Consider the following 17,047-nt stretch of genomic DNA (forward strand, 5'->3'; position numbering starts at 1 on the left):
GCCGGTCACCTCGTCCGCGAGCGTCTCTGCGCGTCCCTCATGGGGCGTCCGGAAGAAGACGCGCAGAGACGCTCGCGCATCACGGCACGTGCAGAACCGTCCCGGCCCGAGGTGTCGAGGCGGTTCTGCCGCGCACGGTCCCGGTAGACGGCACGGGGTGTGGAGTGGACGTCCTGACCGTCGACCTGGACCAGCAGGGTCGTGCCGTCGACCAGCCCGAGGACGGCGGCCCGCCGTCGTCGGTGGCGTGGCACGGGTCGAGCGAAGCAGGACCCCGAGGTCCCCGGGCAGGTTATCCACAGGCTCCACCGCCGTCTTCCCGCTGCCGCTGCGCGCGAGCGTCTCTGAGCGTCGTTCATGGGACCGGTGGAAGGAGACGTGTGGAGACGCTCGTGCGTGGGTGCGTGGGTGCGGGCCGACGACGGCGGGCGGTGTGAGCGGGGCGACACGCCGGTGGACCCATCCGGAAGCCGATCGGCACCGAACCACAGGTGTCCCGGACGGTCCGGGACGGTGGTGGAAGGACGCAGATCGACCCGGAGTCCATCGTGCGGCACACTGTTCGAGTGCCAGCACCGGGGACGACGCCGATCGACGACGCGCTCGTCGCGTGCGCTGTCGGCGACCCCCAGGCGTTCGGGCCCGTCTACGACGCGCTGGCCCCGGTCGCTCACGGCACCGCACTCGGTGTCCTGCGGGACCCGGACCACGCCGCCGAGGTGACGCAGGAGGTGATGGTCGAGGTGTGGCAGACAGCAGCACGGTTCGACCCTGCCCGCGCCTCGGCGCGCACCTGGGTCGCGACCCTCGCCCGCCGTCGCGCCGTCGACCGGGTCCGTGCCGAGCAGTCCCGCCGCGACCGCGACCAGCGGGACCTGGACAGCACGCTCGCGGCGACCGGCCGTGACGTCGTCGCGGAGGACGTCGAGCGCCGGCTGGAGGGCGCCGCCGTCCGCCGCTGCCTGGAGTCGCTCACGGCGACCCAGCGCGAGGCCGTCGTCGACGCCTACTACGGCGGACGCACGTACCGCGAGGTCGCCGACCGGCTCGGCGCAGCCCTGCCGACCGTGAAGTCCCGCATCCGGGACGGCCTCGGCCGCCTGCGCGACTGTCTGGGGGTGAACCGTGACTGACGACACCCGCGACGCCTGGGACCTGCTGCCCGCGTACGCGCTCGACGCCGTCGACGACCTGGATCGTCGTGCGGTGGAGCGCCTGCTCGCCGTCGACCCGGCCGCCCGCCAGGCACTCGACGAGTACCGCGACGTGGTCGCGGCGTTCACCGTCGAGGCCGATCCGCCGCCGCAGGTGCGTGACGCCGTGATGGGGCGCATCGCCGGCGGTGCACACGGTGCGGCGCAGGCTCCGACCACCGACCGCCGTGTCCCGGCCGTGGACGACCTGGCGTCGGCCACCCCCGACGAGGTCTGGGAGACGCCCGACGGCGTCACGCCCATCGATCGTCCGCGTCGCCGTCGCCGCTGGGGTCTGGTGGCGGTCGCGGCCGCCGCCGTCGTGGCGGTCGCGGTGCCCACGACCGTCGCGATCCAGGCGACGCAGGAGCAGGCGCGTCTGCAGGAGCGGGTCGACGCCGTCGCGAAGATGATGGCGGACCCGTCGGCCAAGCTCATGACCGGTGAGGTCTCCGGCGGCGGTGCCGCCTCGGTCCTCGTCGCGGGCGACGACTACCTGTTCAGCGCCAGCGACCTGCCCGGTCCGGGCGAGGGGCAGGACTACCAGCTCTGGGTGGTGGGCGCCGAGGGCGACGTCGTACCCGCCGGTGTCCTGACGACCCACGACGGGGAGGTCGAGCACCTGGTGCACGGCATGCCCGGCGTCGGCGTGGCTGTGACGATGGAGCCCGAGGGCGGGTCCGAGCAGCCGACGTCCGACCCGATCGTCGTGCTCGCCGAGGGCTGAGCCGGAGCGAGCCTGCGAGTGCAGGCGTGGCCCGACCACCAGTTCTGTGGGCTGAGCCGGAGCGAGCCTGCGAGTGCAGGCGTGGCCCGACCACCAGTTCTGTGGGCTGAGCCGGAGCGAGCCTGCGAGTGCAGGCGCACAGACGAACGGCCCGCCTCCTCGGGGAGAGACGGGCCGTTCGGACGAGGGAGGTCGAGCGCGCTCGGCGCACCCGGCCCGGGATCACATCGGCGGCATGAGCACCGAGTCGATGAGGTAGACGGTCGCGTTCTGCGTCATGACGCCGCCGCAGACGACGTTGGCGCCGTTGACCATGAGCTCGTCACCGGAGCCGGTGACCTCGACGGTGTCGCCCTGGACGGTGGCGTGCTCACCGGGCAGGTCCTCGGGGAGCGTCTGGCCCTCGACCACGTGGTACGTCAGCACGGAGGTGAGCAGGTCGGCGTCGGTGGACAGGGTGTCCAGGGTGTCGGCGTCGACGGCCTCGAAGGCCTCGTCCACCGGGGCGAACACGGTGTACTCGCCACCGTTGAGCGTGTCGACGAGGTTCACGTCGGGGTTGAGCTCGCCGCTGACGGCGGACACGAGCGTGGTGAGCAGGGGGTTGCTCGAGGCGGCCACCGCGACGGGCTCGGTGGACATGCCCTCGATGGAGCCGGCGCCGTCGGGCACCTGGGAGGCGTAGTCCTCACAGCCGGGGCCGACGAGGTGCGCCGCGGGGTCCATCGACATGTCGGAGTCCATGGACTCGTCGTCCATGGGCTCCTCGGACATGTCGTCCGACATGTCCTCGTCCATGTCCTCTTCCATGGGCGTCTCGGTCATGGACTCCTCGGAACCCGACATGTCTCCGCTGTCGTCCGACGAGCAGGCGCCCAGCGCCAGCAGAGCCAGGGTGGCGAAGCCGGCGGCGGCGGTGCGGGTGCGAGTGGATGCCTTCATCGTTCTCTCCTTGCCTCGTCGCCCCGACGGTCTCCGGGGCGCTTCACCGGGGGTTCGGAGCGGTCGGTGGGGTGGATGGGTGGATCGCCGAAGTTTTTTTCGCGGACTTCGGGCACGCGCGTGGGCACGCGGGTGGAGCCGTCTGGCGGCAGACTTCTCGGATGGTGCAGGAGCGGCGGTTCGAGGGGCGGATCCTCGGGGTGGGGACGGCGTCGGGCACCCGCGTCGTGGTCGGGTGGTGGGACAGGTCGCCGTTCGGCGCGTTCGCGGACGCGATGGTGCAGGACGTGACCGGTCGGCGCACGCTCGTGGCCCCTGAGGCGGTCGCCGGGTTCGTGGCGTCGACCTACGACTTCGACGACGTCGTCGTCGCGGGGGTGCGGGCGCGCTGGCACGACGACGAGCGTGGCGCACCGGCGGTTCGCCCCGGCCGAGCTCTCCTGGTCGAGGGGGGTCCGCTGCGGCTGCGGGCCGTCGTCGGACGCCGCACCTGGCTCGGTGGGGCGCTGCGTCTCGTGCCGGCACGGGTCGCCACCGCTCCCGCGTTCACGCTGCTCTCCGACCCGGTCGCACGGGTGGTTCTCGACGGCGTCCGGACGCGCGGCGGCGCTGGTGGCGGACGCCGGGAGACGTACGGCGCGACGGACGTCCACGCCGTCGTCGGGGTGCGTGCGACCTGGGACGACGTGGGGCTCGGGGCTCTCGCCGACGTCGACCCGCCGGTGCGGTTCGGGTTTGGTTCCACGCCGCGACGGCCGGCGCTGACCGACGTGACGACGACGGTGCGGGGGTAGCGGGGGCCATCCGTCGGGGCGTCGGCTCCGAACTCCTGCCATGGAGACCCTCATCCTCATCGGACTTCTCGGTGGCCTGATCACCGGGATATCGCCCTGCATCCTGCCGATGCTGCCGGTCATCTTCTTCGCCGGTGGCGTCGAGGGTGCGCGGGAGCGTGACCTCGCCGACCGGGCGTCCGGTGCCGATGCTGCCGACGCCGACGCCGACGCCGGTGCGGCGGGACGTTCGTCCGGCGTCGATCCCGCGATCTTCGCCGGTGCACCGGCCGTGCGGGTCACCGGCGCCGGCCGCGTGGTCAGCGGGACGTCGGGCCGGCGTGGCGGTGCGGTCACGCTGCCGATCTCGTCCGACGGCGGTTCGTCCGACGGCGGCGCGCCGTCGGCCGCCGTCACCTCGCCCGAGGCTGCGCCGTCGGAGACGTCGACCGATCTGGCGGCCCGCCGTCGTCGGGCGCGCTCGTGGCGCCCGTACCTGGTGATCGCCGGGCTGGTGGTGAGCTTCAGCGTCTTCACGCTCCTCGGTGCGTTGATCCTCGGGGCGCTCGGACTGCCGCAGGACCTGCTGCGCTGGGCGGGGATCGTGCTGCTGGTCGCGATCGGGGTCGGCATGATCGTGCCGCGGTTCGAGGAGGTCCTGGAGCGACCGTTCCAGCGCATCGCCGCGCTCGGCTCGCGCCGCGGTGCCGCCCGCCAGGACCGCGGGGCGTTCCTGCTGGGCCTCGGTCTCGGGGTGCTGTACGTGCCGTGCGCCGGACCGGTGCTGGCCGCGATCACCGTGGCGGGCGCGACGGGGGACATCGGGCCGGGCACGGTCGCGCTCACGGTGAGCTTCGCCGTCGGCGCGGCGATCCCGCTGCTGGTGTTCGCCCTGGCCGGCCGCCGGGTCGCCGAGCGGGTCCGGGGTTTCCAACGCCACCAGCGGGGGATCCGCATCGCCGGGGGCGTCGTCATGATCGCCCTGGCCGGTGCGCTGGCGCTCAACCTGCCGGCGCAGCTCCAGCGGGCCCTTCCGGACTACACCGGGTCGCTGCAGGAGCGTCTCGACGCGGACGAGTCCGTCCAGGAGGCGCTCGAGCTGGGCGGGATCGTCACCGACGCGAACCGAGAGCTGTCGAACTGCACGAGCGGCGCGACCGAGCTCGCCGACTGCGGCACCGCACCGCCCCTGACCGGCATCACGCAGTGGCTGAACACCCCGGACGACACCGCGGTGGACCTGGCGGACCTGCGCGGCAAGGTGGTGCTCATCGACTTCTGGACCTACTCGTGCATCAACTGCCAGCGCGCCCTGCCGCACGTGAACGCCTGGTACGACAGGTACCAGGACGCCGGGCTCGAGGTGATCGGCGTGCACACCCCGGAGTTCGCGTTCGAGCGGGAGACGCGCAACGTGGTCGCGGGGGCCGAGGACCTCGGGGTGGACCACCCGATCGCGCAGGACAACTCGTACTCCACGTGGACGGGGTACCGGAACCGGTACTGGCCCGCGGAGTACCTGATCGACGCCGACGGCACGGTGCGGTACCTGAAGTTCGGCGAGGGCGACTACGCCACCACCGAGCAGCACATCCGGGACCTGCTGCAGGCCGCCGACCCGGACGTCGACCTGCCGGATCCGACCGACACGCAGGACACCACCCCGGGCGACGACCGGACCCCGGAGACGTACCTGTCCCTGAACCGGGTGTTCAACTACGCGGGGCCGACGCCGTACGACAGCGGCGAGCAGCGGTACGAGCCCGCGGACGACCAGCCGGTGGACACGTTCTCGCTGGCGGGCGCGTGGGACGTCGACTTCCAGGGTGCGACGTCGGCGTCGGACGACGCCCGGCTGCGGCTGGCCTACCGGGCCACGGACGTGTACTCGGTGCTCGGTGGCGAGGGCACGGTGACGGTCCGGGTGCTGGACGACGACGGCTCCCTCCGTGAGGAGCAGGAGATCGAGGTCGAGGGGAACCCGACGCTGTACGACGTGCTGCGCGGGGACGGCCCTTCGTCGGGCACGATCGAGCTGGACGTGCCCGACGGCGTCTCGGTGTACACCTTCACCTTCGGGTGACCTGCTCCGCGCCGAGCTCGCTCGACGGGCGAGCGGGGCTACGGGACCGACCAGCCGTCCGCGGCCTGGACCCAGGGGCTGACCCGCACCTCGGCGCCGTCCAGCACGTCCAGCACGCTCGGTGCGGTCTGGTTCCACGTGAACCGGACGGTCGACACGTCGGGGCGGGCGGCGACGGCGGCCACGAGCTCGGCCGTCGCGGTGCGGGGCACCAGGCCCGCGTCGTACACGACGACGACGGCGGTCAGGGCGACGGGGTGCGGCGGCTCACGTCGGGAATCCTGGCACCCGGGCCGTCGCCGCAGGTGACGACGCCGTGCAGGACCTGTGCCGACCGCCTCGGCACCCGGCGGCCGGTGTCAGGAGACGAACCGCTCCAGCTCGGAGCGCTCGACGGTCCCGGGACGCCGGATCAGCTCCTCGGCGTCGTCCATGCGGTCCCACACGTCGATGCCCATCGCGCCCTGGACGCGCCCGCCGTCGACCCAGAACAGCACGCACTCGCGGTCCGCGGCGGAGCCGCTCACGACGACCTCACCCTCGGTGATCCCCTTGGCCTCCATGCCGAGGTCGAACTGGTCGGAGAAGAAGTACGGCAGCACGTCGTACGCCTCGCCCGAGCCCAGCACGGAGCGGGCGACGTGCTTGCCGGTCTCGTCTGCCGTGGCCCAGTGCTCGAACCGCAGCAACCGGTCGTAGCGTCGGGACGGCACGGCGGCGATGTCCCCGGCGGCCCACACGTCGGGTGCGGAGGTGCGCAGCGTGCCGTCGACGACGACGCCTCCGCCGGCGTCGCCGGGCAGCACCTCGATCCCGGCCCCGCTCGCCAGCCCGACCTCGGGCGTCACCCCGATGCCGACGACGACGGTGGCGGCCTCCAGCTCGGTGCCGTCGTCGAGCCGCACCCCGGTGGCACGGCCGGACCCGAGGACCTCGGTGACGGTGCGGCCGTGCAGCAGCCGGACGCCGTGGTCGGCGTGGACGCCCGCGAAGATCGACGCAGCCTCCTCGCCCAGCATCCCGAGCGGGTGCGGCCCACGACCCACGACGGTGACGTCGCGGCCGAGCTGGCGGGCCGACGCCGCGACCTCCATCCCGATCCAGCCGTCGCCCACGACGACCACGGGACCGTCCTGGCCGAGCGCGTCGGCGAGGCCGTCGGCGTCCGACACGAGCCGCAGGTGGTGCACGCCGGGCGATCCGGCGCCCGGCACGTCGAGGCGCCGCACCCGCGATCCGGTGGCGAGCACCAGGCGCGAGTACCGCAGGGACCCGCCGGGCGCCGTCGTCACGGAGCGGGCGCCGACGTCGAGCGCGGTCGCCGTCGTGGAGGTGCGCAGGTCGACGCCGTGGTCGGCGTACCAGTCGGCGTCGAGCGGGAACAGGGCGTCGCGCCCGGCCTCGCCGCGCAGGTAGTCCTTCGACAGGGGAGGGCGTTCGTAGGGGGCCTGCGGTTCGCCGGCCACGACCACGAGGTCTCCCTCGTAGCCTTCTGCGCGCAGGGTCTCGGTGGTTCGCGCGGCGGCGAGACCGCCTCCGACGACGACGATCGGTTCCATCGGTCCTCCTTCGTTCGTGCGTCGCGGGGGAGAGGTGTCGGGGTGCGGGCGCAGGCGCCGAACCCGTCGCCGGGGTTGGCGAGCCACGGCGGACGGCCCGCGAGCCCGTCACGGACCGACGGGACCGCCGGTCAGGCCGGCGGCGGAGGTTCGTCGTCGGACGCGAGGGCCGTGGCGTCCTGCGCGGCCGGTCGGGCGGTGTCGTCGCCCCGGGCGGTTCCGCGCCGGTCGAGGTCCTTCTGGCGGGTGGTCGTGGAGAGCCCGCCGACGGCGAGCACGGCGCCGGCCATGACGAGGTAGAGGCCGAGCAGCAGGGCGATGGTGACGATGTCGTCGGTGGGCCGGGTGAGGAACGCGATGCCGAGGACGATCCACAGCACGGCGTTGACCAGCTGCCAGTCCCAGGCGAGGTTGCGGGTGACGCGCCCGCGCAGCCCGGCGACGACGCCGAGGACGCCGGCGACGCAGGCCCAGACGCCGACGAGGAGCATGACGGCAGGCCCGGTCATCGAGGGCCAGAACACGATGAGTGCGGCGGCCACGATGCTGACGATGCCGGCGACGAGGCGCCACGACTGCCCGTCGTCCTTGGCGGTGCGGGCGGCCTGGCCCTCCAGGGTGAGCAGGATGCCCTGCGCCGCGATGGCGATGGCGACGAGCCACTTCAGGGCCTGGAGTCCGCCGTCGGGGTTGACGAAGAGCATCACCCCGACCACGAGGTAGGCGGCCGCGCGGACGTAGACGAGTCCCCAGAGTCTGCGGGCGGTGCCCATGGTCCGCTCGGAGAGCGGTGCGCTGCTGTCGGACATTCGAGGGCCTCCTCGTCGCCGGTCCTTCGGTGATGGTACGAGGACGGGCGGCGTCCCGCGCCCTGAACCGGGTGCTGCGGTGCGGCGACGGTGCAGGTGGGGTACCTCTTGCGGTGGTCCTCGTCGCGGCCCTACGCTCCACGTGACACGAGTCACCATCAACGGAGAGGAACTCGCATGTCGAACCCGACCGTGCACGGCCCACGCCGCGCACTCGCCCTCGGAGCAGCACTCACCATGGTCATCGCCACCGCCGGCACCGCCCAGGCGGCATCGCACGGCTCCAAGATCGACCCGCGCAACCCCGACCTCGGTCCCCACGTCGTCGTGGTCGACCCCGCGACGCCGCAGGACGAGATCCAGCAGACCCTCGACGACCTGGCCGAGCGCCAGACCGACGCCGAGATGTCCACCGACCGCTACGCCGTCCTGCTCAAGCCCGGGTCGTACGGCTCGGCCGAGGACCCCCTGCAGGCGCGGATCGGCTACTACACCGAGGTCTCCGGACTCGGCGAGAACCCCGGGGACGTCGACGTCCGCGGCGCCCTCGAGGTGTACAACCGCTGCCTCGGCGACGACGCGGCCCCCAACTGCATCGCCCTGGTGAACTTCTGGCGCACCATCTCCAACCTGCACCTCACGGTCGACTCCGGCGGCCAGGACGGCTGCCGCGCCACCGCGAACTTCTGGGCCGTGTCGCAGGCCGTGTCGATGCGCCGCCTCGACGTCACCGGCCCCGTCTCCCTCATGGACTACTGCACCGCCGGGCCGCAGTACGCCTCCGGTGGTTACATCGCCGACTCCCGGTTCGACTCCGCCGTCACCAACGGGTCCCAGCAGCAGTGGCTGACCCGCAACTCCGAGCTCGGCGGCGGCTGGTCCAACGCGGTCTGGAACCAGGTGTTCTCCGGCGTCGTCGGCGCCCCGGACGACTCCGCGTTCCCCGACCCGCCCTACACCACGCTCGACACCACCCCCGTCAGCCGGGAGAAGCCGTACCTCTACGTCGACGGCAAGGACCGCTGGAAGGTCCGCGTGCCCGCCGCGCAGACCGACTCCAGCGGCGTGAGCTGGGCCGACGGCCCCACCGCCGGTCGCTCGATCGGCATCGAGAACTTCTACATCGCCGAGCCCGGGGACTCCGAGGGACGGATCAACGCCGCCCTGCTGAGCGGCAAGCACCTGCTGCTCACCCCCGGCGTCTACGACATCGACCGCAGCCTGCTGGTCACCCGGCCGAACACCGTCGTCCTCGGCATCGGGCACGCCACCCTCACCGCCCGCAAGGGCGCCGTGCCGCTGCGCGTGGCGGACGTGCCCGGCGTCGTCGTCGCCGGCGTGACCATCGACGCCGGGGAGAAGGAGTCGCCCGTCCTGCTGCAGGTCGGCAGCGGGGCCCGCGACCGCCTCGACGGGCGCTTCGGCGGCCTCGGCGACCTCATCGACGCGTTCAAGGGACGCCACGGGCTCGCCGCGGACCCGGCGAACCCCGTGACCCTGTCGGACGTGTACTTCCGCGTCGGCGGTCCGCACGTGGGCTCCGTGGACACCGCCCTGGAGGTCAACAGCGACCACGTGCTCATCGACCACACCTGGGTGTGGCGCGGCGACCACGGCGTCGAGGGCTTCCCGACCGGCGGCGAGAACGGCGTCAACGGCGACACGGTGCGCTGGAACACCAACGTGGGACGCACCGGCGTGCGCATCAACGGTGACGACGTCACCGCGACCGGGCTGTTCGTCGAGCACTTCCAGGAGTTCAACACCGTGTGGAACGGTGAGCGCGGCACCACCGTGCTCTACCAGAACGAGCTCCCGTACGACCCGCCCACCCAGGACGACTGGACCCGCCCCGACGGCACGCTCGGCTGGGCCGGCTACAAGGTGGCCGACGACGTCACCGAGCACACGCTGCACGGCGGCGGGGTGTACGTGTTCAACCAGAACAACCCCGACATCGTCACCGAGAACGGGTTCGAGGTGCCGGACGTCCCCGGGGTGAACCTGCACCACGTCATGACGGTGAACCTGTCCGCCGGGACGATCGAGCACGTGGTCAACGGGGTCGGCGACGCGGTGCCGCCGTCGACGTCGGGGGCACCGGAGTACGTCACCCGGTATCCCGCGCCGTAGCGGGGGCCGGGCGGCTCAGGTGGACGCGCGCTGGACGACGCGGCTCGGCTCCGTCGGTGACGGCGGCTGGGGCGCGCCGTCCAGCACCGCCTCCACGCACGCCGCCAGGTGCCGGGCCTGGGCCGCCGCCGGCTGGCTGATGCTGGTCAGCGGCGGCTCGGACAGCGCCGCGGACGGGGCGTCGTCGAGCCCGATGACCGCCAGGTCCACCGGGACGGTGACGCCGGCCGCCCGTGCGCCCGCCAGCACGGACAGGGCGACCTCGTCGTTGTAGCAGGCGACGGCGTCCACGCCGGCCGCCGCCCAGCCGCGCACCGTCTCCACGGCGGGCAGGTGCAGGTCCAGCGTGACGCAGTCCGGTGCGGCGAGGCCGCGGCGGGCGCACTCCGCCCGGATCCCGACCGTGCGCAGCTCGGCGAACTCGCGCAGCCGCGCGTCCGGGGTGGTGGCGATCGCGATCCGGCGGCGCCCCCGACCGACCAGGTGGTCGACCTGCAGCGCGCCGAGGCGGCGCTGGCTGTCGGCGTCGATCCCGGGGTGGGCGCCGTCGTCCGCGTCGCCCGCCCCGACCACCTCGATGCCCGTCTGGCGCAGCGCGCGCAGGTCCTCGGCGGGGAAGTGGGTGAGGCCGACGACGACGCGCGGCGTCACTGCCCGCCACAGGTCCTTCAGGGGGCGGGACGGTCGGTGGTGGTGGACCAGCAGGAACAGGCCCCGGTCGGCCAGCGCGTCCGTGAGCAGGTCCAGCACGGTGTCGACCACGGGCCCGGTGGGCCAGTCCGGAAGCACGCACACCACGAGGTCGCTCTGGCCGCGGCGCAGCGCGCGGGCCGCCGCCGAGGGCGCGTAGCCGAGCTGCGCGGCAGCGGCCCTGACCCGTTCACGGGTCGTCTCGGAGACACTGACTCCCGGGGTGTCGTTGAGGACGTAGCTGACGGTCGTCCTCGACACCCCGGATGCTCGCGCGACATCGGCGCTGGTGACGGGCATGCACAACCTCCGGGCGTCTGGCCGCACTCTACGCCGCCGCGGGCGTCGTCGTCGTCGCCGTCCGCAAGCGCTCTCCGGCCCGGCAGGGGTCGACGTCGTCCCTCAGGTGCGCGCGGCGAGCTCCGCACGCACGTGCTCGACCACGCCGTCGGCCGCCGCCTCGATCTCCGCCATCGTCGTGCTGAACCCGGCCTCGTCGCCGTACCAGGGGTCGTCCACGTCGAGCAGGTGCTCGTCGAGCGGCCCGGCCTGCGGCGCCGCCGGGTCGAACGAACGGTAGAGCCGGACCACCGCGGCACCCGGGCCCGCCATCGCGCGCAGGCGCCGGGCGTGCTGCGACGTCATGGCCAGCACCAGGTCGCGGGCCGCCAGCTCGGACGGCGTCACCTGACGCGCACGGTGCCCCTCACCGGTGGGGTAGCCGTGGTCCGCGAGGACACGGACGGCGCGGTCGTCCACCGGGTTGCCGTGCTCCTCGTCGCTGACCCCGGTGGAGTCGACGACGACCTGGTCACCGAGGCCCGCGGCCTCGAACCTGTCACGCAGGACGATCTCGGCCATGGGGGACCGGCAGATGTTGCCGGTGCAGACGGTCATCACGCGATACGGGGTGCTCATCGCCCCATCCTCGCCGATCCCGGGGCCTCCCGGTGACGCGGGAACGGCAGAAGGCCCTCCGGCCCGCACTGCTGCGGGCCGGAGGGCCTTCTGGTGGTCGGGGTGACAGGATTTGAACCTGCGACCTCGTCGTCCCGAACGACGCGCGCTACCAAGCTGCGCCACACCCCGAGGGTTTGCACCCGCACCCCAGGAACCTGCCCTGCGTGCGGAAGCCTGCTCAGAATAGCCGACGATCGGCCGGGAACGAAAACTCAGCTCGCGCCGCGGGCGGTGAACGTGATCAAGGTCGCCTCCGGCCGGCACGCGAACCGTACCGGGGCGTACGGCGAGGTGCCCGCACCGGCCGAGACGTGCAGCCACGTCGAGTCCTCGCCGCCGTCCGCGTCGGGTCGCGCGCCGGGCCAGCCGTGCAGCCCACGGGCACGACGCCGGTCGATGTCGCAGTTCGTCACGAGCGTGCCGTAGAACGGCAGGCAGAGCTGCCCACCGTGCGTGTGCCCGGCGATGATCGCGTCGCAGCCGTCGGCGTGCATCCGGTCCAGGACGCGGACGTACGGCGCGTGCGTCACCCCGAGGCGCAGCAGCGGCTCGGCCGGCTCGCCCGTCGGGGCGGGGAACTCGTCGCGGTCGATGTGCGGGTCGTCCACCCCGGCCAGGGCGACGGGACGGCCGTGGACCTCGACGACGTCGCGCCGGTTGCTCAGGTCGGCCCACCCGGCAGCGCTCAGCGCCTTCGCGAGCTCGTCCGCCGGGAGGTCAGGGGTACGACGCACCGGACCGCGGGCGTCGGGCAGCAGGTACCTCGCCGGGTTCTTGAACGTGGGGGAGTAGTAGTCGTTCGACCCCATGACGAAGGCGCCGGGCCGCTCCAGCAGGGGTTCGAGGGCGTGCAGCAGCGGATCCAGCGAGTCGGGGTGCGCGAAGTTGTCCCCCGTGTCGATCACCAGGTCCGGTTCCAGCGCGGCGAGCGAGCGCACCCACTCGATCTTGCGGTGCTGGCCCGGCGTCAGGTGCAGGTCGGAGACGTGCAGCACCCGCACGTCGCGCTCACCGGCCGCGAGGACCGGGACGCTGACGCGCCGGAGCGTGAAGAGCTTGGTCTCCAGGTGGGCGTAGGCGAGGCCGGCGGCACCGACCGCGGTCAGTCCCCCCAGGACCTTCAGCGCGCTCAGTCGTCGTCCCCGTCGTCGCCACGGCCGTTGCCGTTGCCGCCACCGTTCCCGTTGCCGGGACCGTCGTCGTCGCTGTCGCTGTCGCTGTCGCTGTCGCTGTCGTCGCTGTCGGCGTCGTCCCCGCCGCCGCTGTCGCCCGACGGCTGCGACGTGACCGGCGCGGACCCGATGAGCGAGGGGTCCGGGGCGCCGAAGTCCTTCACGGGCATGCCGTCCACGGCCTGGTCCATGAAGGTCTTCCACGCGGGTGCCGCGACGGTGGATCCGTACAGGGGGTCGATGTACGAGCCCTTGAGGTAGAAGCCGTTGATGTGGTTCTCGTTGGGGTTCTCGACCGATCCGACCCAGGTCGTCGTCGCGAGCTGCGGGACGAACCCGGAGAACCAGGTCTGCGCGGCGACCTGCGAGGTGCCCGTCTTGCCGGCGACCGGCCGGCCGTCGTCGAGCCCGCCGAGCTGGTAGGCCGTACCGCGCGTGAAGACGTTCTCCATGGCGTAGATCATCGTGTTCGCGATGTTGCTGGGCAGCGCGTTCTTGTCACAGTCCGAGGCGGGGACGTCGTACTCGTCACCGGCGGGACCGGTCACCGCGGTGATCGCCACGGGCGTGCAGTAGGTGCCGCCCGAGGCGATGGTCGCGTACATGGCGGCGAGGTTCAGGGGCGAGGTCTCCTGCGTGCCGAGGACCATCGGAGCCTGGATGTCGATGTTGTTCTTCGAGACCGAGCCGGTGTTCAGCGGCCCCACTCCCGACTGGCTGGTCGGGCGGAAGCCCATGTCGAAGGCCGTGGTGCGCAGGTCGCAGAGGTTGATCTTGGACCCCATGGACGCGTACGCGGTGTTCACCGACAGGTAGGTCGCCTCGAGGACGCTCATCATGCCGCCCTCGTTGCCCTCGGCGTTCCGGGGCTCCCAGGTCTCGGTGCCGAGGCTCCCCACGCACGGCGTGTTGAAGTTCCCCACGACGTACGAGTTGTGGTTCGCGCTCACCTGCTCGTTGAGGGTGTGCCCGCTGCGCAGCCACTCGGCCAGGACGACCGGCTTGAAGTTCGAGCCGGGCTGGAACCCTCCTGACGCGCCGTGGATGTAGTCCGCGTTGTAGTTGACGGTCGTGGCGCGGCTGGCGTCGTCGGCAGCCTTGGTGCCGGAGTAGGGGACGTTCTGCGCCATCGCCTTGATCTCACCGGTGCCCGGCTCGACGGACACGATCGACGCCTCCAGGTTGCTCTCGTCGTCCTCCGGCACGGCGTCGACGATCGCCTTGTAGGCGTCCTTCTGCATCGACCAGTCGAGAGTGGTGTGGATGTCCAGACCACCGCGGTAGAGCAGGTTCTGCCGGTCGCCCCGGGTCTCACCGTAGGCAGGGTCCAGCAGCACCTCCTTGATGACGTAGTCGCAGAAGAACGCCGCCTGGTTCGCCGACTGGCACCCGGCCGAGACGGGGGTGACGTCCAGGGTGTCCTCCAGCGGGGTGGCCTGGGCCTCGTCGCGCTCCTCGGTGGAGAGGTAGCCCTGGTTCCACATGTTCGTCAGCACGAGGTTGCGGCGCTTCTCCGCCTCCTCGGGGTTGCGGGTCGGGTCGAAGGTGCTGGGCGCCTTCGTGACACCGGCGATCGTGGCCGCCTGCACCGGGGTGAGCTCCGCGGCCGAGGTGCCGAAGTAGTAGCGGGCCGCGGCCTCGACGCCGTAGATGCTGGCGGAGCCGAACTGCGCCACGTTGAGGTAGCCCTGGAGGATCTCGTCCTTCGACATCTTCTTCTCGATGGCGACCGCCATCTTCGCCTCGCGCAGCTTGCGGTTGAGCGAGTCCTCGTGGGCGTCGATGACCGCGAACGGGTCGTCGTCCTGCAGGGCCGACTCGATGAGCATGTTCTTCACGTACTGCTGCGTGAGGGTCGAGGCGCCCTGGGTGTCCTCGCCGCTGAGGTTGTTGAGCGCGGCACGGGTGATGCCGCGGGCGTCGATCCCGTTGTGCTCGTAGAAGCGCTCGTCCTCGATCGCGATGACGGCCTGCTCCATGTAGTCGGAGATCTCGTCGAGCGGCTTCACGATGCGGTTCTGGTAGTAGAACGTGGCGAGCAGGCGCCCGTTGCTCGCGTAGATCCGCGACTGCTGAGACAGCGGGCGCGGCTCGAGCTCGTCCGGCACCTCGTCGTAGATCGCGACGGTGGAGTCGGCGGCGGCGTTGGCGCCGGCGACCGCCGGGATGACGAAGCCGGCGGCGAGCACGCCACCTGCCGTCGCGGCCAGGACGAAGGCGAGCAGCAGCGCCACCATCTGCGTGGCAGGAACGGTGCGCGTGATGCGGCGGGAGTCAGGGGTCGCCATGGTCTACAGGGTAGTTGGTGGGCCCCGCCGGTCGACCGGAACCATGCGGACCACGTGTGCAGGTCCTGTGGATTGGTGGTCACCGGCCGATGGTGGACGTCGCGTGCGGCGTCGTCGGGCTACGATCGCGCCATGGCTACCACCACGTGGGAATACGCGACGATCCCCCTGCTCATCCACAACACGAAGGCGATCCTGGACCAGTGGGGCGCCGACGGCTGGGAGCTCGTGCAGGTCGTCCCCGGCCCGGACGGCACGGGCCTCGTGGCCTACCTCAAGCGGCCCGCCGGCGAGTGACGGGCATGAGCGCCGTGAGCATCGACGCCCGGCTCGTGGAGCTCGGCATCACCCTGCCCGACGTCGCCGCACCGGTCGCGGCGTACCAGCCGGCCGTGCGGTCGGGCCGGTACGTGCACACCGCCGGTCAGCTCCCGTTCGTCGACGGCGCCCTGCCGGTCACCGGCAAGGTGGGCGAGGGGGACGGGCTCGTCGACGCGGAGGTCGCGGCCGGCCTGGCGCGCACCTGCGCGCTCAACGCCCTGGCCGCGGTGCGCAGCGTCGCGGGGACGCTCGACGGCGTCCGCATCGTCAAGGTGACCGGCTTCGTCGCCAGCGATCCGTCCTTCACCGGCCAGCCGAGCGTCCTCAACGGGGCGAGCACGGTGCTCGGGGAGATCTTCGGCGACGCGGGCACCCACGCCCGGTCCGCCGTCGGCGTCGCGGTCCTGCCGCTCGACGCCCCCGTCGAGGTCGAGATCCTCGCAGAGCTGCCGGCCGAGCTCCCCGCCTGAGCAGCCCAGGCAAGCAGCACCAGGAACGGCGGGGCGAGGTGCTGCCGAGCGGTCGTCGGGCGCCGGGCGCGAGGCGCCCGTCAGCGACCGCGCGCGCACGGCAGCATCTCGCCCCGCCGTCCGAGGCGGAGCAGGGCGCTCAGCGGGCGCGGCGCTCCAGGCGGTCGAGGTCCAGCAGCACGACGGCCCGGCCCTCACGGCGCACCCAGCCACGGGTCGCGAAGTCGGCCAGCGCCTTGTTCACCGTCTCCCGCGACGCGCCGACGAGCTGGGCGAGCTCCTCCTGGGTGAGGTCGTGCGCGACCCGCACACCCTCGTCGTTGGTCTCGCCGAACCGGGTCGACAGGTCGAGCAGCGCCTTGGCGACACGGCCGGGAACGTCGGAGAAGACGAGGTCGGCGAGGGTCTCGTTGGTGCGGCGCAGCCGGCGGGCCAGCGCGCCGAGCAGCGTCAGGGCCACCCGCGGGTGCGCGTTGATCCACTGCACGAGCGCCTGGTGGCGCAGCTCGTAGACGACGGCGTCCGAGACGGACGAGGCGGTCGCGGTCCGCGGGCCCGGGTCGAACAGCGACAGCTCGCCGAACATCTCGCCCGGTCCGAGGATCGACAGGAGGTTCTCCCGGCCGTCGCTGGAGCGGCGTCCGAGCTTGATCTTCCCCTGCGCGATCACGTAGAGGCGGTCTCCCGGCTCTCCCTCACGGAACAGCACGTCCCCGCGGCTCAGCTCCACGGCAACCATGGACTCGAAGAGCGCCTTGGACTCTTCGGTGTCCATGTCCGCGAAGAGGGGGGCGGCGAGCACGACGGTGTCGTCCACAGCATTCCTCACGTTCTCTTCATGGACCCGCCCGACCAGGTCAGGGTCCGTCATGTCGACATGTGTTCTGGGTCTCAGTCTGCCTCACAGCACGGAACTGTGCCCGGACA

At 72.5% G+C, this 17,047-nt stretch carries 16 protein-coding genes and 1 tRNA gene; 7 read left to right on the forward strand and 10 right to left on the reverse strand.

Annotated features, from left to right (window positions below; all coding sequences use genetic code 11):
• Positions 1-566 precede the first annotated feature (566 nt).
• Together ACNHYB_RS13290 and ACNHYB_RS13295 are read left to right on the forward strand one after the other, a co-directional pair.
• Positions 567-1,133, forward strand: a complete 567-nt coding sequence (locus ACNHYB_RS13290; RefSeq protein WP_418275817.1) for a sigma-70 family RNA polymerase sigma factor — start codon at positions 567-569, stop codon at positions 1,131-1,133.
• Positions 1,126-1,920, forward strand: a complete 795-nt coding sequence (locus ACNHYB_RS13295; protein ID WP_418275818.1) for an anti-sigma factor domain-containing protein — start codon at positions 1,126-1,128, stop codon at positions 1,918-1,920. The genes ACNHYB_RS13290 and ACNHYB_RS13295 overlap by 8 nt, the downstream gene beginning before the upstream one ends.
• 222 nt (positions 1,921-2,142) lie before the next feature.
• Here the strand turns inward: ACNHYB_RS13295 and ACNHYB_RS13300 are convergent, their stop codons facing one another.
• Positions 2,143-2,862 carry a fasciclin domain-containing protein gene (locus tag ACNHYB_RS13300; RefSeq protein WP_418275819.1) on the reverse strand — a complete coding sequence of 240 codons (720 nt, stop codon included), beginning with the start codon at positions 2,860-2,862 and terminating at the stop codon, positions 2,143-2,145.
• A 161-nt stretch (positions 2,863-3,023) separates the two neighbouring features.
• Here ACNHYB_RS13300 and ACNHYB_RS13305 point away from each other — a divergent pair, with 161 nt between their 5' ends.
• Both ACNHYB_RS13305 and ACNHYB_RS13310 read left to right on the forward strand, forming a co-directional pair.
• Positions 3,024-3,656, forward strand: coding sequence for a hypothetical protein (locus ACNHYB_RS13305; protein ID WP_418275821.1), 633 nt, complete (start codon positions 3,024-3,026; stop codon positions 3,654-3,656).
• A gap of 40 nt (positions 3,657-3,696) precedes the next feature.
• Positions 3,697-5,718 carry a cytochrome c biogenesis protein DipZ gene (locus ACNHYB_RS13310; protein ID WP_418275822.1) on the forward strand — a complete coding sequence of 674 codons (2,022 nt, stop codon included), beginning with the start codon at positions 3,697-3,699 and terminating at the stop codon, positions 5,716-5,718.
• Between the two features lie 38 nt (positions 5,719-5,756).
• Here ACNHYB_RS13310 and ACNHYB_RS13315 read toward each other — a convergent pair whose 3' ends face one another.
• The 3 genes from ACNHYB_RS13315 to ACNHYB_RS13325 all read right to left on the reverse strand — a co-directional run bounded on the left by ACNHYB_RS13315 (position 5,757) and on the right by ACNHYB_RS13325 (position 8,086).
• Positions 5,757-5,930, reverse strand: coding sequence for a hypothetical protein (locus ACNHYB_RS13315; protein ID WP_418275823.1), 174 nt, complete (start codon positions 5,928-5,930; stop codon positions 5,757-5,759).
• Between the two features lie 147 nt (positions 5,931-6,077).
• Positions 6,078-7,277 (reverse strand): NAD(P)/FAD-dependent oxidoreductase, encoded by a 1,200-nt coding sequence (locus tag ACNHYB_RS13320; RefSeq protein ID WP_418275824.1) that lies wholly within the window; start codon positions 7,275-7,277, stop codon positions 6,078-6,080.
• A 131-nt stretch (positions 7,278-7,408) separates the two neighbouring features.
• Positions 7,409-8,086 (reverse strand): HdeD family acid-resistance protein, encoded by a 678-nt coding sequence (locus tag ACNHYB_RS13325; RefSeq protein WP_418275825.1) that lies wholly within the window; start codon positions 8,084-8,086, stop codon positions 7,409-7,411.
• A gap of 177 nt (positions 8,087-8,263) precedes the next feature.
• Between ACNHYB_RS13325 and ACNHYB_RS13330 the strand changes: the two genes are divergently transcribed.
• Positions 8,264-10,219 (forward strand): adenylyl cyclase, encoded by a 1,956-nt coding sequence (locus tag ACNHYB_RS13330; protein WP_418275826.1) that lies wholly within the window; start codon positions 8,264-8,266, stop codon positions 10,217-10,219.
• Positions 10,220-10,234: 15 nt separating this feature from the next.
• Here ACNHYB_RS13330 and ACNHYB_RS13335 read toward each other — a convergent pair whose 3' ends face one another.
• From ACNHYB_RS13335 to ACNHYB_RS13355, 5 genes are all read right to left on the reverse strand, one after another.
• On the reverse strand, positions 10,235-11,209 hold the full coding sequence (locus tag ACNHYB_RS13335; protein WP_418275827.1) for a LacI family DNA-binding transcriptional regulator: 975 nt from the start codon (positions 11,207-11,209) through the stop codon (positions 10,235-10,237).
• 102 nt (positions 11,210-11,311) lie between these two features.
• Entirely contained in the window at positions 11,312-11,827 is a 516-nt protein-coding gene (locus ACNHYB_RS13340; protein WP_418275828.1) for a low molecular weight protein-tyrosine-phosphatase, read from the reverse strand.
• A 94-nt stretch (positions 11,828-11,921) separates the two neighbouring features.
• A tRNA-Pro gene (locus tag ACNHYB_RS13345) sits at positions 11,922-11,998 on the reverse strand.
• 83 nt (positions 11,999-12,081) lie between these two features.
• Entirely contained in the window at positions 12,082-13,002 is a 921-nt protein-coding gene (locus ACNHYB_RS13350) for a metallophosphoesterase (RefSeq protein ID WP_418278053.1), read from the reverse strand.
• Positions 12,999-15,329 (reverse strand): transglycosylase domain-containing protein, encoded by a 2,331-nt coding sequence (locus ACNHYB_RS13355; RefSeq protein WP_418275829.1) that lies wholly within the window; start codon positions 15,327-15,329, stop codon positions 12,999-13,001. The genes ACNHYB_RS13350 and ACNHYB_RS13355 overlap by 4 nt, the downstream gene beginning before the upstream one ends.
• A gap of 132 nt (positions 15,330-15,461) precedes the next feature.
• Between ACNHYB_RS13355 and ACNHYB_RS13360 the strand changes: the two genes are divergently transcribed.
• Together ACNHYB_RS13360 and ACNHYB_RS13365 are read left to right on the forward strand one after the other, a co-directional pair.
• Positions 15,462-15,626 carry a hypothetical protein gene (locus ACNHYB_RS13360; protein WP_418275830.1) on the forward strand — a complete coding sequence of 55 codons (165 nt, stop codon included), beginning with the start codon at positions 15,462-15,464 and terminating at the stop codon, positions 15,624-15,626.
• Between the two features lie 5 nt (positions 15,627-15,631).
• On the forward strand, positions 15,632-16,120 hold the full coding sequence (locus tag ACNHYB_RS13365; RefSeq protein ID WP_418275831.1) for a RidA family protein: 489 nt from the start codon (positions 15,632-15,634) through the stop codon (positions 16,118-16,120).
• Positions 16,121-16,259: 139 nt separating this feature from the next.
• Here ACNHYB_RS13365 and ACNHYB_RS13370 read toward each other — a convergent pair whose 3' ends face one another.
• Entirely contained in the window at positions 16,260-16,937 is a 678-nt protein-coding gene (locus tag ACNHYB_RS13370) for a Crp/Fnr family transcriptional regulator (protein ID WP_418278054.1), read from the reverse strand.
• Positions 16,938-17,047 lie beyond the last annotated feature (110 nt).

It is taken from the genome of Isoptericola jiangsuensis (genome assembly GCF_048320105.1).
GTDB classification, from domain to species: Bacteria; Actinomycetota; Actinomycetes; order Actinomycetales; family Cellulomonadaceae; genus Isoptericola; species Isoptericola jiangsuensis_A.

Coding starts and splice junctions, on each gene's coding strand:
- ACNHYB_RS13300 (WP_418275819.1), bottom strand. CDS start 2,862: ATGAAGGCATCCACTCGCACCCGCACCGCCGCCGCCGGCTTCGCCACC.
- ACNHYB_RS13305 (WP_418275821.1), top strand. CDS start 3,024: ATGGTGCAGGAGCGGCGGTTCGAGGGGCGGATCCTCGGGGTGGGGACG.
- ACNHYB_RS13310 (WP_418275822.1), top strand. CDS start 3,697: ATGGAGACCCTCATCCTCATCGGACTTCTCGGTGGCCTGATCACCGGG.
- ACNHYB_RS13320 (WP_418275824.1), bottom strand. CDS start 7,277: ATGGAACCGATCGTCGTCGTCGGAGGCGGTCTCGCCGCCGCGCGAACC.
- ACNHYB_RS13325 (WP_418275825.1), bottom strand. CDS start 8,086: ATGTCCGACAGCAGCGCACCGCTCTCCGAGCGGACCATGGGCACCGCC.
- ACNHYB_RS13330 (WP_418275826.1), top strand. CDS start 8,264: ATGTCGAACCCGACCGTGCACGGCCCACGCCGCGCACTCGCCCTCGGA.
- ACNHYB_RS13335 (WP_418275827.1), bottom strand. CDS start 11,209: ATGCCCGTCACCAGCGCCGATGTCGCGCGAGCATCCGGGGTGTCGAGG.
- ACNHYB_RS13340 (WP_418275828.1), bottom strand. CDS start 11,827: ATGAGCACCCCGTATCGCGTGATGACCGTCTGCACCGGCAACATCTGC.
- ACNHYB_RS13355 (WP_418275829.1), bottom strand. CDS start 15,329: ATGGCGACCCCTGACTCCCGCCGCATCACGCGCACCGTTCCTGCCACG.
- ACNHYB_RS13360 (WP_418275830.1), top strand. CDS start 15,462: ATGGCTACCACCACGTGGGAATACGCGACGATCCCCCTGCTCATCCAC.
- ACNHYB_RS13365 (WP_418275831.1), top strand. CDS start 15,632: ATGAGCGCCGTGAGCATCGACGCCCGGCTCGTGGAGCTCGGCATCACC.